General features: G+C 66.2%; 27 protein-coding genes. 11 read left to right on the top strand and 16 right to left on the bottom strand.

The features are described from left to right. The first annotated feature begins 40 nt into the window (after positions 1–40). Entirely contained in the window at positions 41–379 is a 339-nt protein-coding gene (locus AAYO93_RS09520) for a hypothetical protein (RefSeq protein ID WP_345764739.1), read from the top strand. A gap of 57 nt (positions 380–436) precedes the next feature. On the opposite strand, the gene AAYO93_RS09515 is transcribed toward AAYO93_RS09520, so the two are convergent. Beyond that, positions 437–1249, bottom strand: coding sequence for a TrmH family RNA methyltransferase (locus AAYO93_RS09515; protein ID WP_345764738.1), 813 nt, complete (start codon positions 1247–1249; stop codon positions 437–439). A 129-nt stretch (positions 1250–1378) separates the two neighbouring features. Between AAYO93_RS09515 and AAYO93_RS09510 the strand changes: the two genes are divergently transcribed. Together AAYO93_RS09510 and AAYO93_RS09505 are read left to right on the top strand one after the other, a co-directional pair. Continuing rightward, positions 1379–2227 carry a Sir2 family NAD-dependent protein deacetylase gene (locus tag AAYO93_RS09510; protein WP_345764737.1) on the top strand — a complete coding sequence of 283 codons (849 nt, stop codon included), beginning with the start codon at positions 1379–1381 and terminating at the stop codon, positions 2225–2227. A gap of 76 nt (positions 2228–2303) precedes the next feature. Then, entirely contained in the window at positions 2304–2903 is a 600-nt protein-coding gene (locus tag AAYO93_RS09505; RefSeq protein WP_345764736.1) for a histidine phosphatase family protein, read from the top strand. Between the two features lie 48 nt (positions 2904–2951). Here AAYO93_RS09505 and AAYO93_RS09500 read toward each other — a convergent pair whose 3' ends face one another. Together AAYO93_RS09500 and AAYO93_RS09495 are read right to left on the bottom strand one after the other, a co-directional pair. Next, entirely contained in the window at positions 2952–4046 is a 1095-nt protein-coding gene (locus AAYO93_RS09500) for a glycosyltransferase family 4 protein (RefSeq protein ID WP_345764735.1), read from the bottom strand. Continuing rightward, positions 4043–4969, bottom strand: coding sequence for an alpha/beta fold hydrolase (locus AAYO93_RS09495; RefSeq protein WP_345764734.1), 927 nt, complete (start codon positions 4967–4969; stop codon positions 4043–4045). Before AAYO93_RS09495 ends, AAYO93_RS09500 begins: the two co-directional genes overlap by 4 nt. Positions 4970–5115: 146 nt before the next feature. Between AAYO93_RS09495 and treS the strand changes: the two genes are divergently transcribed. Both treS and AAYO93_RS09485 read left to right on the top strand, forming a co-directional pair. After that, complete coding sequence (treS, locus tag AAYO93_RS09490) at positions 5116–6828, top strand: maltose alpha-D-glucosyltransferase (RefSeq protein WP_345764733.1); 1713 nt, start codon at positions 5116–5118, stop codon at positions 6826–6828. 89 nt (positions 6829–6917) lie between these two features. After that, the gene (locus AAYO93_RS09485; protein ID WP_345764732.1) at positions 6918–7604 is read left to right on the top strand and encodes an exonuclease domain-containing protein; all 687 of its coding nucleotides are present in this window, start codon (positions 6918–6920) and stop codon (positions 7602–7604) included. Between the two features lie 245 nt (positions 7605–7849). On the opposite strand, the gene AAYO93_RS09480 is transcribed toward AAYO93_RS09485, so the two are convergent. From AAYO93_RS09480 to glgA, 3 genes are all read right to left on the bottom strand, one after another. Further along, positions 7850–8101: a type B 50S ribosomal protein L31 gene (locus tag AAYO93_RS09480; protein WP_345764731.1), complete on the bottom strand. Its 252-nt coding sequence runs from the start codon at positions 8099–8101 to the stop codon at positions 7850–7852. Positions 8102–8216: 115 nt separating this feature from the next. Beyond that, positions 8217–9014, bottom strand: a complete 798-nt coding sequence (locus tag AAYO93_RS09475; RefSeq protein ID WP_345764730.1) for an ABC transporter ATP-binding protein — start codon at positions 9012–9014, stop codon at positions 8217–8219. Between the two features lie 22 nt (positions 9015–9036). Beyond that, positions 9037–10221: a glycogen synthase gene (glgA, locus tag AAYO93_RS09470; protein WP_345764729.1), complete on the bottom strand. Its 1185-nt coding sequence runs from the start codon at positions 10219–10221 to the stop codon at positions 9037–9039. 46 nt (positions 10222–10267) lie between these two features. Here glgA and AAYO93_RS09465 point away from each other — a divergent pair, with 46 nt between their 5' ends. Further along, a complete protein-coding gene (locus AAYO93_RS09465; RefSeq protein WP_345764728.1) occupies positions 10268–11509 on the top strand; it encodes a glucose-1-phosphate adenylyltransferase in 1242 nt (413 codons plus the stop codon). Then, on the top strand, positions 11506–12195 hold the full coding sequence (gene serB, locus AAYO93_RS09460; RefSeq protein WP_345764727.1) for a phosphoserine phosphatase SerB: 690 nt from the start codon (positions 11506–11508) through the stop codon (positions 12193–12195). Before AAYO93_RS09465 ends, serB begins: the two co-directional genes overlap by 4 nt. 82 nt (positions 12196–12277) lie before the next feature. Here serB and fabG read toward each other — a convergent pair whose 3' ends face one another. After that, positions 12278–12988 carry a 3-oxoacyl-ACP reductase FabG gene (gene fabG, locus AAYO93_RS09455; protein WP_345764726.1) on the bottom strand — a complete coding sequence of 237 codons (711 nt, stop codon included), beginning with the start codon at positions 12986–12988 and terminating at the stop codon, positions 12278–12280. A 122-nt stretch (positions 12989–13110) separates the two neighbouring features. On the opposite strand from fabG, the gene AAYO93_RS09450 reads away from it, so the two are divergent. Genes AAYO93_RS09450 through AAYO93_RS09440 form a run of 3 tightly spaced genes read left to right on the top strand, consistent with a single transcriptional unit; the run spans position 13111 to position 14578 of the window. Then, the gene (locus AAYO93_RS09450) at positions 13111–13503 is read left to right on the top strand and encodes a DUF3099 domain-containing protein (RefSeq protein WP_345764725.1); all 393 of its coding nucleotides are present in this window, start codon (positions 13111–13113) and stop codon (positions 13501–13503) included. Then, positions 13500–13733: a hypothetical protein gene (locus tag AAYO93_RS09445; RefSeq protein WP_345764724.1), complete on the top strand. Its 234-nt coding sequence runs from the start codon at positions 13500–13502 to the stop codon at positions 13731–13733. Before AAYO93_RS09450 ends, AAYO93_RS09445 begins: the two co-directional genes overlap by 4 nt. Beyond that, entirely contained in the window at positions 13730–14578 is an 849-nt protein-coding gene (locus tag AAYO93_RS09440) for an SURF1 family cytochrome oxidase biogenesis protein (protein ID WP_345764723.1), read from the top strand. Before AAYO93_RS09445 ends, AAYO93_RS09440 begins: the two co-directional genes overlap by 4 nt. A gap of 71 nt (positions 14579–14649) precedes the next feature. Here the strand turns inward: AAYO93_RS09440 and AAYO93_RS09435 are convergent, their stop codons facing one another. The 9 genes from AAYO93_RS09435 to AAYO93_RS09395 all read right to left on the bottom strand — a co-directional run bounded on the left by AAYO93_RS09435 (position 14650) and on the right by AAYO93_RS09395 (position 23373). Next, positions 14650–16248, bottom strand: a complete 1599-nt coding sequence (locus AAYO93_RS09435) for an ABC-F family ATP-binding cassette domain-containing protein (RefSeq protein WP_345764722.1) — start codon at positions 16246–16248, stop codon at positions 14650–14652. A 163-nt stretch (positions 16249–16411) separates the two neighbouring features. After that, complete coding sequence (locus AAYO93_RS09430) at positions 16412–16741, bottom strand: metal-sulfur cluster assembly factor (RefSeq protein ID WP_345764721.1); 330 nt, start codon at positions 16739–16741, stop codon at positions 16412–16414. A gap of 28 nt (positions 16742–16769) precedes the next feature. After that, positions 16770–17567 carry a Fe-S cluster assembly ATPase SufC gene (sufC, locus tag AAYO93_RS09425; protein WP_345764720.1) on the bottom strand — a complete coding sequence of 266 codons (798 nt, stop codon included), beginning with the start codon at positions 17565–17567 and terminating at the stop codon, positions 16770–16772. Positions 17568–17573: 6 nt separating this feature from the next. Then, the gene (locus AAYO93_RS09420) at positions 17574–17897 is read right to left on the bottom strand and encodes a non-heme iron oxygenase ferredoxin subunit (protein ID WP_345764719.1); all 324 of its coding nucleotides are present in this window, start codon (positions 17895–17897) and stop codon (positions 17574–17576) included. Further along, positions 17897–19162 (bottom strand): Fe-S cluster assembly protein SufD, encoded by a 1266-nt coding sequence (sufD, locus tag AAYO93_RS09415; protein ID WP_345764718.1) that lies wholly within the window; start codon positions 19160–19162, stop codon positions 17897–17899. Before sufD ends, AAYO93_RS09420 begins: the two co-directional genes overlap by 1 nt. A 40-nt stretch (positions 19163–19202) precedes the next feature. Next, positions 19203–20621, bottom strand: coding sequence for a Fe-S cluster assembly protein SufB (gene sufB, locus AAYO93_RS09410; protein ID WP_345764717.1), 1419 nt, complete (start codon positions 20619–20621; stop codon positions 19203–19205). A 216-nt stretch (positions 20622–20837) separates the two neighbouring features. Continuing rightward, a complete protein-coding gene (locus tag AAYO93_RS09405) occupies positions 20838–21797 on the bottom strand; it encodes a COX15/CtaA family protein (RefSeq protein WP_345764716.1) in 960 nt (319 codons plus the stop codon). Positions 21798–21846: 49 nt separating this feature from the next. Continuing rightward, positions 21847–22398, bottom strand: a complete 552-nt coding sequence (locus AAYO93_RS09400; protein WP_345764715.1) for a GNAT family N-acetyltransferase — start codon at positions 22396–22398, stop codon at positions 21847–21849. Between the two features lie 54 nt (positions 22399–22452). Next, complete coding sequence (locus tag AAYO93_RS09395) at positions 22453–23373, bottom strand: heme o synthase (RefSeq protein ID WP_345764714.1); 921 nt, start codon at positions 23371–23373, stop codon at positions 22453–22455. 278 nt (positions 23374–23651) lie between these two features. On the opposite strand from AAYO93_RS09395, the gene tkt reads away from it, so the two are divergent. Then, complete coding sequence (gene tkt / locus AAYO93_RS09390; RefSeq protein WP_345764713.1) at positions 23652–25745, top strand: transketolase; 2094 nt, start codon at positions 23652–23654, stop codon at positions 25743–25745. Positions 25746–25749 lie beyond the last annotated feature (4 nt).

Raw genomic sequence — 25749 nt, 5'->3', positions numbered from 1 at the left:
GGCTCACATCGAGTAGGTTGTGGACAAGGGGGTGCCTCACGTGAGCACGCTGATTGAAGAGTTCGAGCGGGTACAGCGTCGCCGGAGGCGGTTCGGGCTGCTCGTAGGTCTGACGATCGTGACTGGAATCGGCGCGTGGCTCACCGGCCCGGTCGGTGTTGTCATGGTGATCTCCGGAAGTCCTGTCGGCTGGATCCTCGTCGTCGTCGGTGCCGCGCTCCTTGCAGCGATGATTGTCGCGATAGTCGCCGCGGCGCGAAATCGGGTGGTGCCGCAGAGCCTTCCGGGCGCGGCGAACCGTCATTTCGACGAGCCCGAGCCGTCGCCCGACCCACGCGGAGGTTTCACCTCGCTCCCGTCAGGGTTCGGGCCGCGCTAACTCCTGAGCCGATCCGCGTCCGCGCATGGGTCCGCTTCCCCAAGTCCGCCGGTAGCTCTATCGATGCTCGGCTTGCGTAGCCCACAGCGCGACAGCAGATGCGGCGGCGACGTTGAGCGAATCAACTCCGCCCTTCATCGGTATACGTACCACTAGGTCGGAATCGGCGATCGTGCGTCGGCTCAGCCCGTCGCCCTCGCTTCCGAGGATGAGGGCGAGACGGTCCGGAAGGTCAGCACTGAGCTGACCGAGGCTGATCGAGGTGTCACTCAATGCCAGCGCCGCTGTGACGAAGCCGTGCTCTCGAAGCATCGACATACCCTCCGGCCACGGATCGATTCGGGTCCACGGCACTTGAAAGATCGTGCCCATTGAGACACGGACGCTTCGACGGTAAAGGGGGTCAGCGCACCGCGGCGTAACGAGGATCGCGTCCGCGCCCAGCGCTGCGCAATTACGTACTATCGCCCCGACGTTGGTGTGGTCGACGATGTCTTCGAGCACGACGACGCGGGTCGCGGTCCGCAGCAGTTCGCGCGGATCGGGGAGCGCCGGCCGGTGCATCGCCGCCAGTGCGCCCCGGTGGAGGTGGTAGCCGGTCAGCCGTTCCAGCAGTGCGCTGTCCCCCACGAAGACGGGTAGGTCCGGAAATCCCGCGAGGAGCGGTTCCACATCGGGAAGCCACTGCTCTTGCAGGAGCACCGAGCGGGGCCGGTGGCCGGCGGCCAGCGCGCGGGTGATCACCTTCGTCGATTCCGCGATGTACAGGCCGCCGGCGGGTTCGCTCACGCGCCGCAGGGCGACGTCGGTCAGGCGCGAGTAGTCTCCGAGCGCCGGATCGTCCAGGTCGCTGATCCGCTTGATGAGCACTCGGGTGCCGCCTTCCTGTGTCTGTTGCGCTCCTAGATTGCCAGTTGCCGGAAACAAACCGGAAAACTGGTGTGTTTACACTCAGGAAGAGTGGTGTGCTTTCGGGCGCATCCGGATCGGGAGGTGGGGATGTCTGCATTGGCGACCGAGCCGGACGCGCAGGTGGCGGGGGACCTCGACCGTGCTGCGGAGCTTCTCGCCTCGCGGCCGTTCGCCGTTCTCACCGGTGCGGGTGTCAGCACCGACTCGGGCATTCCCGACTATCGTGGCGAGGGCGCTCCCCAGCGCACGCCTATGACGTTCCAGCAGTTCCTTGCGAGCGACACGCATCGCAAGCGGTATTGGGCCGGCAGCCACCTCGGCTACCGCCGTTTCCGCGCAGCCGAACCGAACCCGGGTCATCGCGCCCTGGCTCAGCTCGAGTCGGGCGGGGCACTGAACGGCGTCATCACGCAGAACGTCGACGGGCTGCACACACGCGCGGGTTCGCGCAAGGTCGTCGACCTGCACGGCGCGATGGATCGCGTGCTGTGCCTCAACTGCGGCCAGATCTTCGCGCGCGAGAGCATCTCCGCGCGCATCGAGGAGGCCAACCCGTGGCTCGACCAGCCGGATGCGGTGGAGATCGCACCCGACGGCGACGCGATCGTGACGGATATCGATGCGTTCGTGGTTCCGGACTGCACGGTGTGCGGCGGGAGACTGAAGCCCGACGTGGTCTTCTTCGGCGAGTTCGTGCCGGCCGAGAAGTTTCGTGAGGCGAGCGCACTCGTGCAGCGATCGGATGCGCTCCTCATCGCCGGTTCGTCCCTGGTGGTCAATTCGGGCATCCGTCTCCTGGAGCAGGCCCGTCGTCGGCGCATCCCGATCGTCATTGTGAACCGTGGAGTGACCAAGGGCGATACGCGCGCGACAGTTAAGCTGGACGCAGGGACGACGGAGACGCTCGTGGAGCTCTCCGCCCGGCTCACCGCCTGATCGCGCACCTGAAGCGCATCCGGTCCGCGCTTGCGGAGGCGGTGCGGCGGGTCGGCCGTCCCGGGAAGGGATGCGTGTGACCAGACTGTCGCTCGTGCGCCACGGCCAGACCGACTGGAACCTGGCCAGGCGCATCCAGGGCTCGACCGACGTTCCGTTGAACTCGACCGGGCGGGCGCAGGCTGATGCGACGGGTCGCGCACTCGCGACAGGCGAATGGGATGCAATCTTCACGAGTCCGCTGAGTCGCGCCAGCGAGACGGCGAGCATCATCGCGACCCATGTCTCCCTTGGAACTCCGACGCCGCTCGACGGGATGGCAGAGCGCCGTTACGGGGAGGCGGAGGGTCTGACCGGCCCGGAGATCCTCGCCCGCTGGCCGGAAGGGACCGCGGTTCCCGGTCGTGAGAGCCGTGACGCCGTCGTCGAACGGGCGCTTCCGACCCTGGTCGAGCTGGCGGAGCGCCACGAGGGCGAGTCGCTGATCGTCGTCAGCCATGGCGGCGTGATCGGCTCCCTTGTCCGCCACGTGACGGATCATGCACTCCCGGGCCCTGGCGAGGTCATCCCGAACGGGTCCGTGCATACGTTCGTCTACCGCGACGGACGTCTCGAGCTCGACCGTTTCAACGTGGGCCTCGAGGAGCGCGACCTGTTCACCGCGTCGGTGCTGTAGCGACGCCACCCGGTCGGTGCGCTACGGTCGCGGCCGCAGCTCCCGGTGTCAGCGCAGCCGGCGCCTCGACCGCGCAGCCGCTGCTGTCAGGACGGTCAGCAGGTGCTCGGCCGACGCCTCCCAGGTGAACCGGGCGGCTTCCCGCTCGGACAGCGCGGACCGTTCGGCCCACACGCCAGGAGCCTCGAGTGCGCGGATGCGCGCGACCAGCTCGTCGGCGGAGGCTGCGTCGAAGTAGAGGGCCGCGTCTCCCCCGATCTCGCGGAAGATGGGGATGTCGCTGACGACCACCGGTGTCCCGAGCGTCATCGACTCCACCAATGGGATGCCGAATCCTTCGTCGAGGGATGCGGTCACCAGTGCTGTGGCCTCGCGCAGGGCATCCGTGTAGTCCTCGTCGCTTGCTCCGTTGTGGAACACGATTCGCGCCTCGGGCGCGATCGCAGTCAGCCGTTCGCGTTCGCGCTCGTCGATCCGGCTCATCAGGTGCAGTTCGTAGTCCGGGAGCTTTGCGACGGCGCGCACCAGGGTGTCGACGTTCTTGTACGGCATGAAGGAGCCCATGTACACGAGACTGCGCTTCACCGGAGCCGTACGCACGACGGGAGCGGCGTGCGAGGCGCCCGGAGCGTCCGCGGCGTTCATGACGACGGAGATCGGTCGCCTGGTCAGGTGATGCTCCGTGATCAGGTTCTTGGTGGTCTGCGAGACGGTCACGACCGCATCCGCTCGATTCAGCAGCATCCGCTGCGGCCACCAGGCGAGGTGGTAGAGGCGCCACAGGAGGCGGATCGGCCAGGCGAGGTCGCGCGGTGGTGTGCGGTTGCGATAGTAGATGAGGTCGTGCACGGTGAGCACGAGCCGGTAGTCCCGGCCCCAGCCCCCCATGGTCTGCATGGGGGTGAAGACGACGTCAGGTTTGAGCTTGTTCACCTGACGGGCGACGAAGGGCTCCCGCGCGCTCGTGGGTGCGCTGACGATCTCCCAGGGCAGGTCGGGGAGCATCTCCAGTTGGCGATGGTCGCTGATCAGCATGGTGACGGGGTGGCGCTTCGCGAGCGCGGTGACGATCCCGGCGGTGTATCGGCTGATCCCGTCGTGACGTCCGATGCGGGTGTAGCGGCAGTCGAAGACGATCTTCATGGCGCTCCGTCCGCGGTCGGCTGGGCGAGGAAGGCGGTTATCTGCCCGGCGGCTTCGGCGGGGACCTCGTAGTGGATGAGGTGACCGACGTCCGCGATGACGTGCAGCCGCGCATCCGGGAACAGCTTCACCAGCCGTTCCTGGGCTGCGACCGGCGTGATGTCGTCTTTGTCCGCGGCGATCAGCAGAGTGCGTTCCGGCACGTTCGGGGCGAACTCGCTCACGTCGTTGCTGACGGATGCGCGAAACGCCTCGAGTACGACACGTCGGTCGGAGAACGCGCTGAAATAGCGGTCGTGCTGATCGTGGATCCAGCGACGGAGGGCCTTGTCGTCGGTCTTCGCCATGGTCACACTCATCACGCGCACGATCGCTCCGTTACGCAGCAGCGCGAAGCCGAGCTTCTCCGGCAGGACCGACGCAAGCCAGTAATAGAAGACGGCGAGGCGCGTAAGGATGCCACGCGGACCTTTCAGTGCCGGCGCGGCGATCGGGTTGACGAGGACGACGTCATCCGGAGTGAGCACGTCGTCCGGTTGCGCCTGACGGGCGAGGGCGGCGGACACGACGATCGACCCGAAGGAATGGCCCAGGATGACGACACGGCCCCGCAGCCCGAGTTCCGCCACGAAGGCGCGAAGCCACCGGGCGTACCCGTCGATGTCGTGATGCGCATCCCGGAGCGGTTCGGACTCGCCGAAGCCGGGAAGGTCGGGCGAGATCAGGCGGAAGCCGTCGAGGTGCGCGACGACCGGCTCGAGTCCGTGATGGTCGCCGCGGAACCCGTGCACCAGCACGATCGACGTGGCGGCAGACGGCTCGCCGTAGTCCCAGTACCGCGTGGTACTGCCGAGGACCTGGGCGTCGCATGCGCGCACGGGGATGCGACCGAGACGGTCGTCGTAGGGCGAAGAAGCGATCATCAGGCTCAAGTTTAGGCAGCGCGGCTGTGCACACCGGACATCCGCAGTCCCTGTTCAGGCATGCACTAGACACGGCACGGGTAGTAAGACCTAGACTCGAACGGTTGTAACCGCTTGCAGAAGGCCACGGCCCCGGAAGGAGAATCGTGAGCTTCACCGCGCCCATCACGTTGCCAGGACTCACTCTCGATCCGCAGTGGTATCGCCGCTCCGTCTTCTACGAGGTGATGATCCGCTCGTTCGTGGACAGCAACGGCGACGGCTCGGGCGACCTCCAGGGGCTCACTTCGAAACTGGACTACCTGCAGTGGCTCGGGGTCGACGCGCTCTGGCTCCCGCCGTTCTTCACGTCCCCGCTGCGAGACGGTGGCTACGACGTATCGGACTTCCGCACGATCCTGCCCGAGTTCGGAACAATCGACGAGTTCAAAGACCTGGTGACGAAAGCGCACGAGCGCAATATGCGCGTCATCATCGACCTGCCGCTGAACCATACGTCCGACCAGCACGAGTGGTTCCAGCAGTCGCGATCCGACCCCGAGGGACCCTACGGCGACTTCTACGTCTGGAACGACACAGACGACAAATGGCCGGACATCCGCATCATCTTCGTCGACACCGAGGATTCCAACTGGGCTTTCGACTCCGAGCGCCGGCAGTTCTACTTCCATCGTTTCTTCTCGCACCAGCCCGACCTGAATTTCGAGAACCCGGCCGTGCACGAGGCGATGTTCGACATCATCCGGTATTGGCTCGACATGGGCGTTGACGGATTCCGCCTGGATGCGATCCCCTACCTGTACGAGTCGGACGAGGGCAACGGTGAGGGCGAGCCGCCGACGCACGAGTTCATCAAGCGTCTGCGCTCGATGGTCGATCGTGAATATCCCGGACGGGTCATGGTCGCGGAGGCCAACCAGTGGCCGCGCGAGGTCGCTGCGTTCTTCGGTACGGAGGACGAGCCCGAATGCCACATGGCGTTCGATTTCCCGGTGATGCCGCGCATCTTCTACTCGCTGCGCTCGCAGCAGGCGGGCGAGCTCGTGCGGGTCCTCTCCGAGACGACGGACATCCCGGAGGGTGCCGGCTGGGGTGTGTTCCTGCGGAACCACGACGAGCTCACACTCGAGATGGTGAGCGAGGAGTACCGCCAGGCGATGTACGGCTGGTACGCGTACGACCCGCGGATGCGTGCCAACATCGGCATCCGTCGGCGGCTGGCTCCGCTGCTCGACAACTCGAGAGCCGAGCTCGAGCTGGCGCACGCGCTGCTCTTCTCGCTGCCGGGCAGCCCGTTCCTCTATTACGGCGACGAGATCGGGATGGGCGACAACATCTGGCTGCCAGACCGGGACAGTTCGCGCACTCCGATGCAGTGGACCCCCGACCGCAATGCCGGGTTCTCGACGGCCGACCCCGGCAAGCTCTTCCTCCCCGTGGTGCAGTCGCTGGTCTTCCACTACAACCAGATCAACGTCGAAGCGCAGCTCGCCCAGTCGCGGTCCTTGCTTCACTGGATCCGCAACGTCATCCACGTGCGCAAGGCGCATCCGGTGTTCGGGCTCGGATCGATCCGGGTGCTGCAGACCGACCACGAGTCCGTGCTTGCGTTCGTTCGTTCGTATGCCGGCAGCGGCACTCACTTCGGCGACCTGCCCGAAGATGTGCTGTGCGTCTTCAGCTTTGCGCACAATCCCGTGGCCGTGACCCTCGAGGCCCCGGAGTTCGCCGGTTCGAGACTCTATGACCTGTTCGGCGGCGGGGAGTTCCCGACGGTCGCAGAAGACGGGCGCTTCAGCCTGACTCTCGGCACGCAGAACTTCTACTGGCTGCACATCGAGCCCACCTCGCGCGCCTGAGCTTCCGGCAGTCGTTCCTGGCCCGTGTTCCTGAGCGCCGCCTGCGTGTGTCGGCCGGCAGTGACAGTGGTCTCACCTAGCCTTGGATCATGAGCAACTGGCACGAAGAACTGGGCGTATTCGACCTCGAGACCACAGGAATCGACGTCGAGACCTCCCGTATAGTGTCAGCGCACGTGGGTGTCCTGAACGCCGAAGGCCTGGTCGTCGAGCGCAACGATTGGCTCGTCGACCCGGGCGTCGAGATCCCGGTCGAGGCAACGGCCGTTCACGGCATCAGCACCGAGCACGCCCGCACCCGCGGCCTGCCGGCCGTGGTGGCCGTCGCACAGATCGTCGGTGCGCTGCGGGCCGTCTTCGACCGGGGAACGCCGGTCGTCGCCTACAACGCCCCCTATGACTTCACCCTCCTGAACCGTGAGGCGCTCCGCTACGGCATCCAGCCGCTGAGCGCGCCGGGCCCGATCATCGATCCTCTCGTGATCGACAAGGCGGTCGACAAGTACCGCAAGGGCAAGCGCACTCTCGAGCTGACTGCCCTGTTCTACGGCGTCGACCTGACCGACGCGCACGACGCAGGGGCGGATGCGATCGCCGCCGGCCGGGTCGCTCAGGCACTCGCCCGGCTTCACACCGAAGAGCTTGCCCTCGAGGCAGCCGAGTTGCATCTCCGTCAGGTGCAGTGGAGCCGGGAGCAGGCCGAAGACTTCCAGGCTTACATGCGCCGCGAGCACAACCCGTTGTTCACCACGTCGGGGGCGTGGCCTGTTCGCTGACGGGGTCTCTCTGAGGCACCGGGCCTCGGCAGCATAGCTGCCTCGGCGCTGGCGTCGCGGGATCGCACGCGATCCTTTCAGTTCCAGCGCGCAGGATCGCGGTGCGATCCTCTTCGCTCCAGCGCGCAGGATCGCGGTGCGATCCTCTTCGCTCCAGCGCGCAAGATCGCGATGCGATCCTTTCAACTCCAGCGCGCACGAAAAGGCGACCGGCCGGAGCCGGTCGCCTTTTCGTAAGCAGGTGGTTACTTGCCGAAGCCCTTGTAACGCGAGTTGAACTTCTCGACGCGGCCGGCCGAGTCGAGGATGCGCTGCTTGCCCGTGTAGAACGGGTGCGACTCGGACGAGATCTCGACGTCGATCACCGGGTAGGTGTTGCCGTCTTCCCACTCGATGGTCTTGTCGCTCGTCACCGTGGAACGGGTAAGGAACGTCGCACCCGATGCCAGGTCGCGGAAAACCACCGGAGCGTACTCGGGGTGAATGTCAGTCTTCATCAGGACTTCCTTGTTGCGTAGTGATTAGGGGGTCTTGCCCGCTGCGCTGCACGTGTGTCGCGCGGGGCGAGAAGCGTGGTGGCCCGTGGGCCAGCTATCGAGTTTAGCAGATGGTTCAGGACTCCGCGGCTACGGCGGCCCGTGCGCTGTAGCGACCGTCGGACTCTGCGAGCTCGATACCGAGGCCGAAGGTGTCGCTCAGCTTCTCGGACGTGATCACGCTGTCGATGGCTCCCTGGGCGACGATGCCGCCCTGGCGCAGCAGCAGCGCGTTGCGGAAGCCGAGAGGGATCTCTTCGACATGGTGGGTGACCATGACGATGGCAGGCGACCGTGGATCGCTCGCAAAGCCGCCGAGCAGCTGCAGAAGCTCTTCGCGCCCGCCCAGGTCGAGGCTGGCGGCCGGTTCGTCGAGCAGCAGGATCTCCGGGTCCGTCATGACGGCACGCGCGATCTGGACCCGCTTCTGCTCGCCGTCGCTCAGAGTGCCGAAGGCCCGTTCCGAGAGGTGGTCGAGGTTCCACTCGTTGAGAACGCGGTGGGCGCGACGCTCGTCGATCTCCTCGTACTCTTCATTCCAGCGGCCGGTGACAGCGTAGGCGGCGGTCATCACGACGTCGAGAACGGTCTCGTTTCGCGGGATACGGCGGGCCATGGCGCTGGAGGCGAAGCCGATCCGCGGACGGAGCTCGGCGAGGTCGCTCTTGCCGAGGCGCTCCCCCAGCACATCCGCCTTGCCGCTCGTCGGGTGCAGGGCTGCGGCGGCGATCTGCAGGAGCGTGGTCTTGCCTGCGCCGTTCGGACCGAGGATCACCCACCGTTCGTCCGGCTCGACGGTCCAGTTCACACTTTCGAGAATCGTATTCTCGTCGCGGACGATGGACACATCAGTGAGCTTGAGAACGCTGGCCATGGTTCTAGCCTACCGGGCGTTCTCAGGCGAGAAGCGACCGGTAGATCTCCCGTGTCTGCTCGGCGATGGAGGTCCAGCTGAACGCCGTTTCGGCACGGAGCCTGCCCGCGCTTCCCATCAGCGCCGCCCGGTCCCGGTCACCGACGACCTCGATGAGTGCGGCCGCGAGCTCGGCCACGAACGCATCCGGATCGGTCGGTGTTCCTGTTCCGTCCTGGAGCTGGTCGATGGGCACGAGACGGCCGGTGACCCCGTCGATGATGACTTCGGGGATGCCGCCGGTGGCCGTCCCGACGACCGGAAGGCCGCAGGCCATCGCCTCGAGGTTGACGATTCCGAGCGGTTCGTAGATCGACGGGCAGACGAACACGGTGGATGCGGTGAGCACCGCACGCAGCTCCGTCTGGCTGAGCAGGCGGTCGATCCACACGACCCCTGCGCGCTCCGCCTGGAGGGCTTCGACGCCGCGTGTGACCTCTGCCATGATCTCCGGGGTGTCCGGGGCGCCGGCGCACAGTACGACCTGCACGTCCGACGGCAGGAGTTTCGCGGCCCGCAACAGGTACGGCAGGCCTTTCTGCCGCGTGATCCGCCCGACGAAGACGACCGCGGGGCGGTCGGGATCCACGCCGAGCGAACGCGCGAGGTCGTCGTCCTCCAGCGGCTTCCACCGTTCGAGGTCGATGCCGTTGTAGACGGTTTTCACCTTGTCGGGGTCAAGGGCGGGATAGCTGCGCAGCATGTCTCGCCGCATGCCGTCGCTGACCGCGATCACCGCATCCGCCGATTCGAACGCCGAACGTTCGATCCAGCTCGAGACCCGGTAGCCGCCGCCGAGCTGTTCGGCCTTCCAGGGGCGGAGCGGTTCGAGACTGTGGGCGGTGATGACGTGCGGGATGCCGTGGAGCAGGGAGGCGAGCTGCCCCGCGGCGTTCGCGTACCAGGTGTGCGAGTGCACGAGATCTGCACCGCCCGCGTCCTGCGCCATCCGGAGGTCGACGCCGAGCGTCGCGATCGCGCCGTTCGCATTGGCGAGCTCGGAAGGGACGCCGTATGCGTACACGTTCGGTTCGTCGCGGGGAGCTCCGAAGCAGCGCACGACCACATCGGTGTCGACCCGCAGGGCCCGGACGAGCTCGGCGACGTGCACCCCGGCACCCCCGTAGATCTCCGGCGGGTATTCACGGGTGAGCAGATCGACTCGCATGACCTGAACGCTAGTACAGCCGCGGGGATGCCTCTACTCTGGAGCCATGGCTGGCACAAAGATCTTCGGCATCGTCCTTGCTGGTGGCGAAGGGAAGCGGCTGATGCCGCTCACAGCCGATCGAGCCAAGCCGGCGGTCCCGTTCGCAGGACAGTACCGATTGATCGACTTCGCCCTGTCGAACCTGATCAATTCCAACCTGCGCCAGGTCGTCGTGCTCACCCAGTACAAGTCGCACAGTCTCGACCGCCACGTGTCGCAGACCTGGCGGCTCGACGGCATGCTGAACTCCTACATCGCCTCTGTTCCCGCGCAGCAGCGACTGGGCAAGCGCTGGTTCAGCGGGTCTGCGGATGCAATCCTGCAGAGCCTCAACCTGCTGCGCGACGAGAAGCCCGACATCGTCGTTGTGGTCGGTGCCGACCACGTATACCGCATGGATTTCGCTCAGATGATCGAGGCGCACATCGAGTCGGGTGCGCCTGCGACCGTTGCGGCGATCCGCCAGCCCATCAGCCTCGCCGACCAGTTCGGGGTGATCGAGGTCGACCCGAAGCATCCGGACCGCATCGCCGCGTTCCGCGAGAAGCCGACCGACCCGGTGGGGCTTCCGGATTCGCCGGACGAGGTCCTCGCGTCGATGGGAAACTACGTCTTCGATGCGGATGCGCTCATCGAGGCCGTCATCCGCGACGGGGACCGGCCGGACTCGAACCACGACATGGGCGGCGACATCATCCCCGACTTCGTCAGTCGTGGTGAGGCCGGCGTCTACGACTTCAAACGCAACGACGTGCCGGGTTCGACCGACCGCGACCGCTACTACTGGCGGGATGTGGGAACGATCGAGTCGTTCTTCGAGGCGCACCAGGACCTGATCTCGGCGCTGCCCGTCTTCAACCTCTACAACCGCTGGTGGCCGATCTTCAGCCAGCAGCTCAACTCCCCTCCGGCCAAGCTGGTGCGCGACGGACGCGGTTCGCTCGGTGTCACCATCGACTCGATCGTCTCCCTCGGCAGCGTGATCTCCGGTGCGCATCTCGAACGCAGCGTGCTCGGGCCGTGGGCGAAGATCGAATCGGGCGCGCACGTCGTCGACTCGGTGGTCTTCGAGCGAGCCGTCATCGAACCGAACGCCTTCGTGGGTCGCGCTATCCTCGACAAGGATGTGATCGTAGCGGCCGGTGCCTCCATCGGCGTCGACCCCGCACGGGACCGTGCGCGGGGCTTCACCGTGACCGAGTCCGGTATCACCGTCGTCGGCAAGGGAGTACACGTCGTTCCATGACGCAGCGTTCCACCGCGCTCAGCGCCGCAACTGAACAGATCGTCGGCTCGCCCCGTTTCCTCGTGGTGCTCGACGCCGATTCGACCCTCATCCACGACGAGGTGATCGAACTGCTCGCGGAAGAAGCCGGGTCCCGCACCGAAGTCGCTGAGATCACCGACCGGGCGATGCGCGGCGAGCTCGACTTCGAGCAGAGCCTGCGTGAACGCGTCAGGACGCTCGCCGGGCTTCGGGTCGAGGTCTTCGAGCACGTCGGTCAGAGGGTGCGCGTCACAGACGGTGTCGCGGACCTCGTCTCCGGCGTTCGCGGAGCTGGCGGCGCGGTCGGAGTGGTCTCGGGTGGTTTTCACGAAGTGCTCGACGGGCTGGGCCATCGGCTCGGGCTGGACCACTGGCGGGCGAACCGGCTCGAGGTGTCAGGCGGGGTGCTCACCGGCGGGTTGGTCGGTGCGATCGTGGATGCGCAGGCCAAGGCGGATGCGCTTCGCGAGTGGGCGGCTGCCGCGGGCATCCCGCTGAGTCGCACGGTCGCCGTCGGCGACGGCGCGAACGACCTGCGGATGATGGCCGTAGCGGCCCTGTCCGTCGCCTTCAACGCGAAACCGCGCGTGCGCGACGAAGCGAACGTCGTCGTGGACCGCCAGGATCTGTCGCAGGTGCTGGGACTATTGGGGCTGCGGGGTTAGGAGTGCGCCCTCGCGAGCACAGCTCGCTCGGCGCTGGCGTCGCGGGGTCGCAATGCGACCTCTCAGCTCCAGCGCGCCAGCGTCAATGTCCCATCCCGAGGCCGCCGTCGACGGGGATGACGGCACCCGAGATGTACGCGGCGTCGTCGCCCGCGATCCAGGCCACGACCTTCGCGACCTCGTTCGGTGTGGCGAAACGTCCCGCGGGGATGTTCCGTTTGTACTCGGCCTGCTGGGTCTCCGGGAGCTCCGCGGTCATATCCGTCTCGATGAACCCTGGAGCGACGACGTTCGCGGTGATCCCGCGGGCGCCGAGCTCGCGGGTGATCGACCGTGCCATGCCGACCAGACCCGCTTTCGATGCGGCGTAGTTGACCTGACCCGCCGACCCGTAGAGGCCGACGACGCTCGAGATCAGCACGATGCGGCCGTAGCGCGCTTTCAGCATGTTCTTCGACGCGCGCTTGATCACACGGAACGAGCCGCCCAGGTTCGTGTCGACGACGGCGTCGAAGTCGTCCTCGGTCATACGCATGAGCAGGGTGTCGCGGGTGATCCCCGCATTCGCTATCACGACCTCGACCGGGCCGAGCTTCTCTTCGACCTCGGTGAATGCCGCGTCGACTCCCGCCGTATCGGTCACATCGGCCCGGACCGTGAGACTTCCAGCCGGGCCTTCGCCCGAACGCGCGGTCACGGCGACCCGATGGCCCTGCGCCAGGAACTCCTCGGCGATGGCGAAACCGATTCCGCGGTTTCCGCCGGTCACGAGCACTGTGCGTGGGGTTGTCATCCGGGATCCTCTCCTGTGTCCAGGCCGAGCGCCTGACATCGAACGCGTATCAGTTTATGGTCTGGGTTGGACGTAGGCTTGAGGGGACGGATCGGGCCCGATTCGCGGCACCCGTAACGGACATGAAGCAACAACAGTCGATCACCAATCTTCCGCTCTCGCCTGACGAGGAGCGACGTCGCCGGATGATCAAATATTCGGTGGCGATGGGCATCCGCGTGCTCTGCATCATCTCCATCCTGTTCGTTCCGGGCTGGTGGGCGGTCATCCCTGCGATCGGTGCGGTCTTCCTGCCCTATTTCGCTGTGGTCGTCGCGAATGTCGGGGCCGATCCGCGTCAAGCGGACGTTCAGCGTCCGGGCAATATCCTTCCCATGACGCCTCCGGCTTCTTCGCCGGGCGCGGACGCGGGCGCAGAAGAGGGCGCTGATGCGGATGCCGGCACGAATGCGGACGTTGACGACGATGCGGGTGAACAAGACGGCGAAGAGCAACAGAGGGAGCACGGCACGTGATCGGGTTCGGTGAACCGGAGGCGCTGACGTGTTCCCGCGCGAACTGCCGCGAGGCGGCCGCGTGGCGTATCGAGTGGCGCAACCCGAAGATCCATTCGGAGGATCGCGTGAAGGTCTGGCTGGCGTGCGCTGAGCACGTGGATTTCCTGCGTGAGTTCCTCGCCGCTCGCGAGTTCCCGCTGCGCGTGGTCGCCATCGAGCCGACCGTCGTGGGCGGAGCGGCTTCGTGAAGGGCTGGAGATTCGCCTTCTCGCGGCGCTGGCTCGGGTACATCGCGTTCGCGATCGTGTTCGCGATCGCTTGCGGTGGCCTGTCCGCCTGGCAGCTCGCCCGCAGCAAAGAGGCAGCGGCGGCGAACGCCCTCCTCGACGCGAATTTCAATTCACAGCCGGTCCCCCTCCAACAGGTGATGCCGACGCTGACGTCCTTCTCGAGGAACCAGGAGTGGAAGCGGGTCACCGTGACCGGGACATACGTAACGGATGACGAGCTCCTCGTTCGCAACCGTCCCCTCAACAGCACGCCGGGCTTCGAAGTCCTCACGCCGCTCCGGCTGGCCGACGGGTCCCTCTTCATCGTCGATCGCGGGTGGGTTCCCACCGGGAATCGCACCGACGCACCAGACAGTGTTCCGGCGGCCCCTGGTGGCGAGGTAACGGTCATCGCGCGACTGAAGCCGGGCGAACCGCGCCTGGAGGGGCGTTCGGGCATCGGCGATCAGGTGGCGACGATCGAACTCCCGGACATCCACGCACGGATCGGCGGAGACGTCTACACGGCGGCCTATGGACTGCTCGACTCGCAGGACCCGTCGCCCGCTTCGGCACCGACGCCGACGGTGACGGCTGCTCCGACCCAGGACGAGGGATTGCATTGGTCGTATATGATCCAATGGATAATCTTTGCCCTGATCGGCTTCTTCGGGCTGGGTTACGCGCTTCGCACGGAATATCGGAAGCTCAACGAGGATGACCCTGCCGAGCAGGCTCGCGCTGCTGAGCGGGAACGCCGCAAGTCGCTGAAGACGCGCACAGACGCCGAGATCGAAGATGACCTGCTGGAACGCTGGAGCTAAGAGGATCGCATGCGATCCCGCGACGCCAGTTCCGAGCGAGCTGCGCTCGCGAAGGGTTCGTGGTGCAAGCCTTAGGCCAGCGAGATCAGGTCGAGGTAGTCCTTGTTCCAGTGGTCCTCGACGCCGTCGGGCATGATGAGCACGCGCTCCGGGTTGAGCGCTTCGACGGCGCCCTCATCGTGGCTGACGAGAACGACGGCGCCTTCGTAATGCGCCAGGGCATCGAGGATCTCGTTGCGGCTCGCCGGGTCGAGGTTGTTCGTGGGTTCGTCGAGCAGCAGCACGTTTGCACCGGAGACGACGATCATCGCAAGCGCGAGACGGGTCTTCTCGCCGCCTGAGAGCACCCCCGCCGGCTTGTGCGAGTCGTCGCCGGTGAACAGGAACGAGCCGAGAACGCGGCGCGCTTCCGTCTCCGTCAGGTTCGGCGACGACGACACCATGTTCTGCAGCACGGACGCCTTGACGTCGATGGTCTCATGCTCCTGCGCGTAGTAGCCGATGCGCAGGCCGTGGCCGGGTTCGATCTGACCGGTGTCCGGCAGGTCCACTCCCGCCAGCATCCGCAGAAGGGTGGTCTTGCCCGCCCCGTTCAGTCCCAGCACCACGACTTTGGAGCCGCGGTCGATGGCGAGGTCGACGGCGGCGAAGATCTCGAGCGAACCGTAGCTCTTCGAGAGGTCGCTCGCCTGGAGCGGGGTGCGGCCGCACGGTGCCGGCGTCGGGAACCGGAGCTTCGCGACCCGGTCGACCGAGCGCACGTCCTCGAGTCCAGCGAGCAGCTTCTCGGCGCGCGCGACCATCTGGTGCGCCGCGGCCGCCTTGGTGGCCTTTGCTCCGAACTTCGCAGCCTGGAGCTGAAGTGCGCCGGCCTTCTTCTCGGCGTTGGCGCGCTCCTTCTTGCGGCGTTCCTCGTCGGCCGCCCGCTGGCGCTGGTAGTTCTTCCAGCCCATGTTGTAGATGTCGATGACCTGGCGGTTTGCATCAAGGTAGAAGACGCGGTTCACGGTCTCGCCCACCAGCTCGACATCGTGGCTGATGACGATGAACCCGCCGGTGTAGTTCTTCAGGAACTCCCGCAGCCAGACGACGGAGTCGGCATCGAGGTGGTTCGTCGGCTCGTCGAGGATCATCGTCCTGGCGTCCGAGAACAGGATGCGCGCGAGTTCGATACGTCGCCGCTGGCCGCCGGAGAGAGTCTTCAGCTGCTGGTCGAGGATGCGGTCGGGCAGGTTGAGGTTGCTCGCGATGGAGGCGGCTTCGGCTTCGGCCGCGTACCCGCCGAGCATGTGGAACTGCTCCTCCAGCCGGCCGTACTTCTTCATCGCGGCGGCACTGACCGCGGGGTCGTCGCTGGCCATGTCGTGCGTCGACTGCTGCATCCCGAGCACGATGCTTCCCAGCCCGCGGGCATCCAGGATGCGGGTACGGGCAAGGTCTTCAGGGTTGCCGGAGCGCGGATCCTGGGGGAGGTAACCGATCTCTTCGCTGCGGTCCACCCGGCCGCCGGTGGGGAGGCTCTCCCCCGCCAGAACCTTCGTGAGCGTGGTCTTGCCCGCGCCGTTGCGCCCGACGAGCCCGATCTTGTCCCCGTCCGCTACGCGGAAGTCGACTCCTTCCATGAGGAGTCTGGCGCCTACTCTGAGCTCAAGGTCATGCACACTGAGCACAGGAGTCGTCCATTCTTTCGTCGTGTCTCCACGACAGGGGGTAGGGGTGTGGGTCCAAGTATATTTGCCTCACCGAACGGCAGCCGAGCGCAGCGCAGGCGGACTCCTCCGACGAATCGGCGGAGTCCTTCCGGGCGGCTACAGGTAGTCGGCCCGGACCGGGTCAGATCGCGAAGCCGATCGCCCGCATCATGTCGCGACCGTCGTCGGTGATCCGCTCTGGACCCCACGGCGGCATCCAGACCCAGTTGATCCGGAACGCTTCGACGATTCCGTCGAGCGATTCGGCGGTCTGCTCCTCGAGTACGTCGGTGAGCGGGCATCCGGCGCTCGTCAGGGTCATGGAGATGATGAGTGCGTTGTTCTCGTCGTCCCAGCCGAGATCGTAGATCAGGCCGAGGTCAACCACGTTCACCCCGAGTTCGGGGTCGACCACGTCTTTCAGAGCCTCTTCGACCTGGTCGAAGAGCTCCGGACTCAGGGTCGCAACCATGCCATAGTCCTTTCGATCACTACCGAGCCTACGCCTCTGCCGGGGCGGGTACGTCGGTTTCGACAGCCGGCTCCGGCGTCTCCGTGTAGCGGTCGTATCCTTCGTCTTCCAGACGGTCGGCCAGCTCCGGGCCGCCTTCTTCGGCGACGCGGCCGGCGACGAACACGTGCACGAAGTCCGGCTTGATGTAGCGGAGGATGCGCGTGTAGTGCGTGATCAGCATGATCCCGAGCCCGGTGTTCTCTTTGGCGCGGTTGACACCCTCGGAGACGACCTTGAGCGCGTCCACGTCGAGACCGGAGTCCGTCTCGTCGAGCACAGCGAACTTGGGCTTGAGGAGTTCGAGCTGGAGGATCTCGTTGCGCTTCTTCTCGCCGCCGGAGAAGCCTTCGTTGACGTTGCGCTCGGCGAAGGAGGTGTCCATGCGCAGCCTGGTCATCGTCTCGCGGACCTCCTTGACCCATCCGCGGATGGCCGGAGCTTCGCCCTCGATCGCGGTCTTGGCCGTGCGCAGGAAGTTCTGGTTGGTGACGCCGGGGATCTCGACGGGGTACTGCATGGCCAGGAAGATGCCTGCACGTGCACGCGCGTCGACCGTCATCGCGAGGACGTCCTCGCCGTCGAGGGTGATGGTGCCGTGGGTCACCTTGTACTTCGGGTGCCCTGCGATCGTGTAGGCGAGGGTCGACTTGCCGGAACCGTTCGGGCCCATGATGGCGTGGATCTCGCCTTCGCGAATCGTCAGGTCGACACCGTTGAGGATGGGCTTGGTGCCCTGCTCGGTCTCGACGGTGACGTGGAGGTCGCGGATCTCAAGAACTGACATGTGCTTCTAAATCACTTTCGTTGCGGTCGGGTCGATGTAGACGTCTCCGTCGATCAGCTCGACCGGGTAGACGGGGACCGGCTCGTACGCCGGGAGGTTCAGGGGTTTGCCCGTGACGAGCGAGAACTGCGAGCCGTGGGCCCAGCATTCGAGGGTCTCGTCTTCGACGAAGCCCTCGGAGAGCGAGATCTCGCCGTGCGTGCAGGTGTCGCCTATGGCGTGCACGGACCCGGACGAGTCCTTGACCACAGCGATGGGGATGCCCTCGATCACGACGCGGATCGCCTGGTTCTCGACGAGCTCGTCGAACGAGCACGCGCGCGCGCCCACTACTTCTCTCCCGCGTCGGCGGGTTCGATGCCGGCAGCCTGCGCATCGCCGTCCTGCGACGATGCGAGGGCCGTGAGCTCCGCTTCGATCGCAGCAGTGAGGCGCTCCTGCAGGGCGGGCGACCCGATCTTCTGGACGATCTCGGCAAGGAAGCCGCGCACGACCAGGCGGCGCGCCTCGTCTTCGGTGATGCCGCGCGACTGCAGGTAGAAGAGCTGCTCGTCGTCGAACCGGCCGGTCGCGCTCGCGTGACCGGCGCCGAGGATGTCCCCGGTCTCGATCTCGAGGTTCGGCACGGAGTCCGCGCGGGCGCCGTCGGTGAGCACGAGGTTGCGGTTCTGCTCGTAGGTGTCGGTACCGACGGCCTTCGGCCCGATCAGCACGTCGCCCACCCAGACCGTGCGCGCCCCCTCGCCCTGCAGCGCGCCCTTGTAGGTGACACGGCTGCGGGTGTGGGGCGCGTCGTGGAAGACATAGACCTGCTGCTCGAGGTGCTGTCCGGCATCGGCGAAGTATGCGCCGAGCAGTTCGGCGTCGGAGCCGGCTCCGACGAGGTGAGCGGCGGGGTTGAGTCGCACGACACCGCCGCCGAGCGTGACGGCGATGTGCTTCAGGAGGGCGTCACGTCCGATGGAGGCGAAGTGAGTCGCCACGTGGAGCGCATCGTCATCCCATTCCTGGACGGTCACGACGGTGAGCGCCGAGGATTCGCCGAGGACGATTTCGACGTTCTCCGTCAGGTGCGCCGCGCCGGAGTTCTGGAGGATGAGAGTGGCACGACTGAACGGCGCGGCCTCGATGATCGTGTGGGCACCACGCGCGCCCTGGCCGAGCTCGGACCGGGTGAGTGTGAACTCCTTGTCGTCCTCACCGGTGACCGAGATCACCAGGGCCTTCTCGAAGCTCGTCCACGCGTTCGCGGAGGCGCGCTCCTCCGGCTTGCCCGCTCCGCCGATGCGAACGTCGTCGCGGTCGACCCAGGCGATGCTCACGCCGGCGGTGTCGGTCGTCGTGACCTCGTAAGGCGAGCCGTCGAGCTCGCCCGAGGTCAACTCGGCGATCCGGGCGACCGGCGTGTACTTCCAGGTGGCTTCGCGGCCTGTGATGGCCGGGAAGTCTTCGACATTCGTGGAATGGAAGCGCTCGGACCGTGTCTGGATGGGGACCAGTCCCCATCCACCGTCGGTGTGCTTCTTGATTCCGTGCTGTTCAGATGTCGGGCCGGAGGCCGCGGTGGTGGGCGTCGGTGTTGTAGCCGTGCTCATTTGGCGGACAGTGCCTTTCGACGAAGAGTGACGGGAGTGGTCATCCGACAGAGCCTTCCATGCCCATTTCGATGAGCTTGTTGAGTTCGAGTGCGTATTCCATGGGAAGTTCACGCGCGATCGGCTCGATGAAGCCGCGCACGATCATCGCCATGGCCTCGTCTTCGGGCATTCCGCGTGACATCAGGTAGAAGAGCTGCTCTTCGCTCACGCGCGACACGGTCGCCTCGTGGCCGAGCTGCACGTCATCGACGCGGATGTCGATGGCCGGGTAGGTGTCGGACCGCGAGATCGTGTCGACGAGCAGGGCGTCGCAGCGCACGGTGTTCGCTGCGTGGTGGGCGTTCTGGTCGACCCGCACTTCTCCGCGGTAGCCGGCGCGTCCCCCGCCGCGCGCGATCGACTTCGAGACGATCGACGACTGCGTGTACGGCGCCATGTGGATCATCTTCGCGCCGGCGTCCTGGTGCTGACCGGGGCCGGCGAAGGCGACGGACAGGGTCTCGCCCTTGGCGTGCTCGCCCATCAGGTAGATCGACGGGTACTTCATGGTGACCTTCGAACCGATGTTGCCGTCGATCCACTCCATGGTCGCGCCCGCGGCTGCCGTCGCGCGTTTCGTGACGAGGTTATAGACGTTGTTCGACCAGTTCTGGATGGTCGTGTACCGCACGCGGGCGTTCTTCTTCACGATGATCTCGACGACGGCCGAGTGGAGCGAGTCCGACTTGTAGATCGGAGCCGTGCAGCCCTCGATGTAGTGGACGTAGCTGCCTTCGTCGGCGATGATCAGCGTGCGCTCGAACTGGCCCATGTTCTCCGTGTTGATGCGGAAGTAGGCCTGGAGCGGGATGTCCACGTGGACGCCGGGCGGCACGTAGACGAAGGAGCCGCCGGACCAGACCGCGGAGTTCAGCGCCGCGAACTTGTTGTCACCGCTCGGGATGACCGTGCCGAAGTACTCCTCGAAGAACTCGGGGTGCTCGCGCAGGGCGGTGTCGGTGTCCATGAAGATCACGCCCTGGGCTTCGAGCTCAGCATTGATCTGGTGATAGACGACCTCGGACTCGTACTGGGCCGCGACACCGGCGACGAGGCGCTGGCGTTCGGCCTCGGGGATTCCGAGCTTCTCGTACGTGTTCTTGATGTCGTCGGGCAGGTCTTCCCAGGTCTGTGCCTGCTTCTCGGTCGACCGCACGAAGTACTTGATGTTGTCGAAGTCGATCTCCGACAGGTCTGCGCCCCACGTGGGCATCGGCTTGCGCTCGAAGAGCTGAAGGGCCTTGAGGCGGCGTTGCAGCATCCACGCAGGTTCGTTCTTGAGGTTGGAGATGTCGGTTACCACCTCCGGCGAGATTCCGCGGCGTGCGGATGCTCCGGCAACGTCGGAATCGGCCCAGCCGAACTCATACTGCCCAAGGCTGTTGAGTTCGGGGCGGTCGATCAGGATGTCTGACATATCTACCTCGTTTCCTACCACACGTAACCGGCTGTCATTCCGGCTCATTCCCCGCCCTGGGCGACATGCGTCGACTTCGGGAGGTTCACGATTGTGCGAGTGGCTGGTGTGCGTACCTAATATGTTCGAGCACGTGGGCGACGCTGCCTCGGCGCCAGAAGGCGCGCGTCACGAACACTTCATTCTACAGGCAGGCCGCCGGCAGACTGCGAAGTGTCAACGAATTGACAGTGAGCGCTCCGCTTCGCCGGTCGTGACCGAGACGGTCGGGAAGAGTGCGGGGTTGACGTCGAGCACGACTCGAAGGACACCGACCCAGACGAGTGCGGCGCCGAGCAGGTGCAGGGCGACCAGCGCATCCGGGAGGCCGGTCAGGGACTGGACGACGCCGATGCCGGCCTGCAGGAGCAGGACGACGATGAACGTGATCGTGCGGCGGCGGGCGAGCCGGGCATCCGGGATGCGCGCCAGCACGACGAGGAGCGCGATGGCGAGAACCAGGGTGGCCGTGCCGAGCACGGCGTGCACGATCGTGACGTTCTGCCAGTCGAATGTCATCCGCGGCACGTCGGCCGAGTCGCCCGAGTGCGGACCGGACCCGGACACGAGCGTCCCGACCAGGATCAGGACCAGGGTCACGACGAGAAGCGTGTAACTGAGAGCGCGCGCTGACCGCGGAATCGCAACGGTCGCCGATTCGCCCAGGTGCGCACGGTGCCAGGTGAGCGCCGTCGTGGTCAGCAGCGCGATCGCCATGACGAAGTGGAAGGCGACGATGTAGGGGTTGAGCGCGGTGAGGACGGTGATGCCGCCCGCGATCGCGTTCGCGACGACCAGCCAGAACTGCGACCACGCCAGGCGAGTCATGGTGCGGTTGCGCGGCTTCTGCAGGCGGGCGGCGACGATGACCCAGGCGACGGCGGCGCACAGCACGCCCGTCATCATCCGGTTGGAGAACTCGATGATCGCGTGGATGCCCAGTGCCGGCGTGGGCGTCAACGAGCCGACTTCGCAGCTCGGCCAGGTCGGGCAGCCGAGACCGGACCCGGTGACCCGCACGACTCCCCCGCTGAACACGATGATGATGCTGACGACGAGGGCCGCCGTGGTCGCCCAGCGAAGCGAGCGTGGTCCGAGGGTGTAGCGCGCGGCCAGGTAAGCGAGCGGGGTTTGCACACTCCATCGTAACCGGACCGCACCTGGCCGGATCCCGTGCTCCAGCCCGTCAGCGGGTGGCGCGGCGCTCGGGCGTGACCAGCACGCCCAGCCAGGCCGGCCGTCGTTCGCCGCGGAAATCGACCGTGCGTTCCTCGTCCCGCTCGATCACGAATCCGAGCGAGGAGGCGATCCGCAGGCTGGCGTCGTTTCCGACCAGTCCCTCCCACCGCAGGCGCGTGTACCCGGGTCCGGAAGGACCGATCGCGTAGTCGATGACCCCCTGGGCGGCTTCTCTCATGTAGCCATGACCCCGCGACGGCCTGCCCAGCCAGCAGCCGATCGAGGCGGAGCGTTCCGCCTGGTCGGCGCGGAGTTCGATCGCGCCGATGAACGCGCGGTCGGCGGCGGTGCGCATCGCCCAGGTCACGTAGGCCCCGCTCGCCAGCCCGTGCGTCACATAGCTGTCGACGAAGTATTCCGCGTTGGGGCGCTCGTACGGCCACGGCAGCGGAACCCAGCGATGGATCTCCGGGTCCTGGCACAGTTCGAGGATCGTGTCGACGTCGGAGGGAGCCGGCGCGTCGAGGATGAGTCGCTCCGTGAGAAGCGTGGCCGTCATGCGCCCACCTTACGGTCCGGCGACGCGATCGGCCAGTGTATGACGGGGTCAGTGTCAGAAGGGCAGCAGCGGGTCGATCGCGATCGCAAGGAAGAGCAATGTGAGGTAGGCGATGGAGCCGTGGAACACGCGCATCGGCGAGACGACTTCATGCCGGATAGCGAGGTTGTAGAGGCGGTGCGATTCGTAGATGAACCAGCCGCCCGTGCCGAGGGCGACCGCCGTGTAGAGGACGCCCATGTGCGCCACAGGAATGAGGAGGAGCGAGCATGCCACGGTCGCCCACGCATACAGGATGACCTGGAGCCCGACCACGGCGCGCCCGCGGACGACAGCCAGCATCGGCACGCCCGCCGACTTGTAGTCGTCGCGGTACTTCATCGACAACGGCCAGTAGTGCGGAGGCGTCCACAGGAAGATGATGAAGAACAGGATGAACGGTGCCCAGGCGAGCGAGTCGGTCACCGCTGCCCAGCCGATGAGCACAGGCATGCAGCCGGCGACGCCGCCCCAGACGATGTTCTGCGGGGTGCGGCGCTTCAGGATCAGGGTGTAGAAGACGACGTAGAGAAGGATGGCGACGAGCGACAGCGCCGCGGCCAGCCAGTTGGCGAGGAAGCCGAGGACGAGGATGGAGGCCGCGCCGAGCCCCCACGCGAAGACGAGCGCCTCACGGTCGGAGAGCTCGCCGGTGACCAGGGGCCGGTTCTTGGTGCGGTTCATCACGCGGTCGATGTCGCGGTCGAAATAGCAGTTGAACGCTCCCGCGGAACCGGCGCTCATCGCGCCGCCGACGACGGTGGCGAGCACCAGGAGGAGGTTCGGGATGCCGTTCTGCGCGAGGATCATGGTCGGAACCGTGACCACGAGCAGGAGTTCGACGACTCGGGGCTTCGTGAGGGCCAGGTAGGCCTTGAACTTGCGCCGTGCGCCGATTCGACCCGGGTCTACTCGGCTCTCTACAGCGACGTCCATTGCTCCTCTAACGCTCGAATCCCCCACACGATTCTAGGGCATCGCCGGAGCGCGGCACGCTCCCGCATTGCGCGCACGTTACGGGAACACGCCACGTTTCCTGCGTGTTACCTATACTTGGAGATGCTCGCCAGCCGAAGCGCCTTCACCCCCGGCCCTCTTTGCAGGTCCCGCACGGGTGCACGCGTCAGGCGCCGAAGACGTCCGCGGCGCGCACTACCTCAATCGGTGCGGGACATGACGGCCCGTCACCCTCTCTACGAAGGGTCAGTTTTCACGTGGCAGCTCTGCAATGGGATCCCATTGACAACAAAGCAGTAGACACCGCTCGCGTCCTCGCAGCGGATTCGGTCGAGAAAGTTGGCAACGGGCATCCCGGCACTGCCATGAGCCTCGCACCGGCTGCCTACCTGCTCTTCCAGAAAGTGATGAAGCGCGACCCGCAGGACCACCACTGGCTCGGGCGTGACCGATTCATCCTGTCGGCGGGTCACAGCTCGCTGACCCAGTACATCCAGCTCTACTTCGCCGGAGACGGCCTGAAGCTGTCCGACCTCGAGGCACTCCGCACCTGGGGCTCGCTGACCCCGGGTCACCCGGAGTACGGGCACACCGACGGTGTCGAGATCACCACCGGCCCACTCGGCCAGGGCATCTCGTCGGCCGTCGGCTTCGCCTACGCCAGCCGCTTCGAGCGCGGGCTCTTCGACCCCGAGGCCGAGCCGGGCACGAGCCCGTTCGACCACTTCGTGTACGTGATCGCCGGAGACGGCGACCTCCAGGAGGGTGTGAGCTCCGAGGCCTCCTCGCTCGCCGGCCACCAGGAGCTCGGCAACCTCATCGCGATCTACGACAGCAACCAGATCTCGATCGAGGACGACACCAACATCGCGTTCACCGAAGATGTGAAGGCGCGTTACGAGGCGTACCACTGGCACGTCCAGGTCGTCGACTGGAAGAAGTCGGGCGTCTACAGCGAAGACGTCGTCGCGCTCCACGAGGCGATCCTCGCCGCGCAGGCGGTCACCGACAAGCCCTCCCTGATCATCCTGAAGACGATCATCGGCTGGCCCAGCCCGAAGAAGCAGAACACCGGCAAGATCCACGGGTCCGCGCTCGGCGCCGACGAACTGGCCGCCGTCAAGAAGGTCCTCGGGTTCGACCCCGAGAAGACCTTCGACGTTGACCCCGAGGTCATCGAGCACACCCGCCACGCGATCGACCGCGGCATCGCGGCGCACGCCGAGTGGGATGTGGCGTTCGAGGCCTGGGCAGATGCCAATCCGGACCGCAAGGCACTGCTCGAGCGACTGCTGACGGGCGAACTGCCTGAGGGCGTCGAGGCGGTTCTTCCCGAGTTCGAAGCCGGCAAGGACATTTCGACCCGTGCGGCGAGCGGCAAGGTCATCAACGCGATCGCGTCGATCATGCCGGAGCTGTGGGGCGGTTCCGCCGACCTCGCCGAGTCGAACAACACCACCATCGAGGGCGCGGCGTCGTTCGTTCCCGCCGAGCGCTCCACGCACGAATGGACCGGAAACCCCTACGGCCGGGTGCTGCACTTCGGCATCCGCGAGCACGCGATGGCGGCGATCACCAACGGCATCGTGCTGCACGGTCCGACCCGCGCATTCGGCGGCACCTTCCTCATCTTCAGCGATTACATGCGCCCGGCGGTCCGCCTGTCCGCGCTCATGCGGGTGCCGTCGATCTTCGTCTGGACGCACGACTCGGTGGCGCTCGGCGAAGACGGACCGACCCACCAGCCGATCGAGCAGCTCGCGACGCTGCGCGCCATCCCGCACCTCGACGTCGTCCGCCCGGGCGACGCGAACGAGGTCGCGTGGGCGTGGAAGACGATCCTCGAACGCCGCAAGGGGCCGGCGGGCATCGCACTCACGCGCCAGAACATCCCGGTCTTCGCACGCGGCGACGGTGATGCGAGCGGTGACACCTTCGCTGCGGCGAAGAACGTTGCCAAGGGCGCCTACGTCCTGGCCGAAGCCCCCGGCGGAACTCCCGACGTGATCTTCATCGCGACCGGCTCCGAGGTGCAGATCGCGGTGGATGCGCGTGAGACTCTGCGCGCCGAAGGCATCAATGCCCGCGTGGTCTCTGCTCCCAGCCTGGAATGGTTCGAAGAGCAGAGCGACGAGTACCGCGAATCCGTCCTTCCGGCGTCGATCAAAGCGCGCGTCTCCATCGAGGCCGGCATCGACCTCACGTGGCGCAAGTACGTCGGCGACCACGGGCGCAGCGTGTCGATCGAGCACTTCGGTGCATCCGCCGACTACAAGACCCTGTTCCGCGAGTTCGGCATGACCACCGAGCATGCCGTCGCGGCTGCCAAGGAATCGCTCGGATCTCTCTGAGACC

It is taken from the genome of Diaminobutyricibacter sp. McL0608, assembly GCF_039613825.1.
Classification (GTDB): Bacteria; Actinomycetota; Actinomycetes; order Actinomycetales; family Microbacteriaceae; genus Diaminobutyricibacter.
This window is presented reverse-complemented; position numbering and strand designations above follow the sequence as displayed.

Bases quoted from the DNA above. Each gene is read 5' to 3' on its own strand.
- sufC (WP_345764720.1), bottom strand. From the start codon at position 17,567: ATGTCAGTTCTTGAGATCCGCGACCTCCACGTCACCGTCGAGACCGAG.
- AAYO93_RS09465 (WP_345764728.1), top strand. From the start codon at position 10,268: ATGGCTGGCACAAAGATCTTCGGCATCGTCCTTGCTGGTGGCGAAGGG.
- AAYO93_RS09430 (WP_345764721.1), bottom strand. From the start codon at position 16,741: ATGGTTGCGACCCTGAGTCCGGAGCTCTTCGACCAGGTCGAAGAGGCT.
- fabG (WP_345764726.1), bottom strand. From the start codon at position 12,988: ATGACAACCCCACGCACAGTGCTCGTGACCGGCGGAAACCGCGGAATC.
- AAYO93_RS09495 (WP_345764734.1), bottom strand. From the start codon at position 4,969: ATGATCGCTTCTTCGCCCTACGACGACCGTCTCGGTCGCATCCCCGTG.
- AAYO93_RS09450 (WP_345764725.1), top strand. From the start codon at position 13,111: ATGAAGCAACAACAGTCGATCACCAATCTTCCGCTCTCGCCTGACGAG.
- AAYO93_RS09475 (WP_345764730.1), bottom strand. From the start codon at position 9,014: ATGGCCAGCGTTCTCAAGCTCACTGATGTGTCCATCGTCCGCGACGAG.
- AAYO93_RS09395 (WP_345764714.1), bottom strand. From the start codon at position 23,373: ATGGACGTCGCTGTAGAGAGCCGAGTAGACCCGGGTCGAATCGGCGCA.
- sufD (WP_345764718.1), bottom strand. From the start codon at position 19,162: ATGAGCACGGCTACAACACCGACGCCCACCACCGCGGCCTCCGGCCCG.
- sufB (WP_345764717.1), bottom strand. From the start codon at position 20,621: ATGTCAGACATCCTGATCGACCGCCCCGAACTCAACAGCCTTGGGCAG.
- AAYO93_RS09500 (WP_345764735.1), bottom strand. From the start codon at position 4,046: ATGAAGATCGTCTTCGACTGCCGCTACACCCGCATCGGACGTCACGAC.
- serB (WP_345764727.1), top strand. From the start codon at position 11,506: ATGACGCAGCGTTCCACCGCGCTCAGCGCCGCAACTGAACAGATCGTC.
- AAYO93_RS09510 (WP_345764737.1), top strand. From the start codon at position 1,379: ATGTCTGCATTGGCGACCGAGCCGGACGCGCAGGTGGCGGGGGACCTC.
- AAYO93_RS09485 (WP_345764732.1), top strand. From the start codon at position 6,918: ATGAGCAACTGGCACGAAGAACTGGGCGTATTCGACCTCGAGACCACA.
- AAYO93_RS09480 (WP_345764731.1), bottom strand. From the start codon at position 8,101: ATGAAGACTGACATTCACCCCGAGTACGCTCCGGTGGTTTTCCGCGAC.
- glgA (WP_345764729.1), bottom strand. From the start codon at position 10,221: ATGCGAGTCGATCTGCTCACCCGTGAATACCCGCCGGAGATCTACGGG.
- AAYO93_RS09400 (WP_345764715.1), bottom strand. From the start codon at position 22,398: ATGACGGCCACGCTTCTCACGGAGCGACTCATCCTCGACGCGCCGGCT.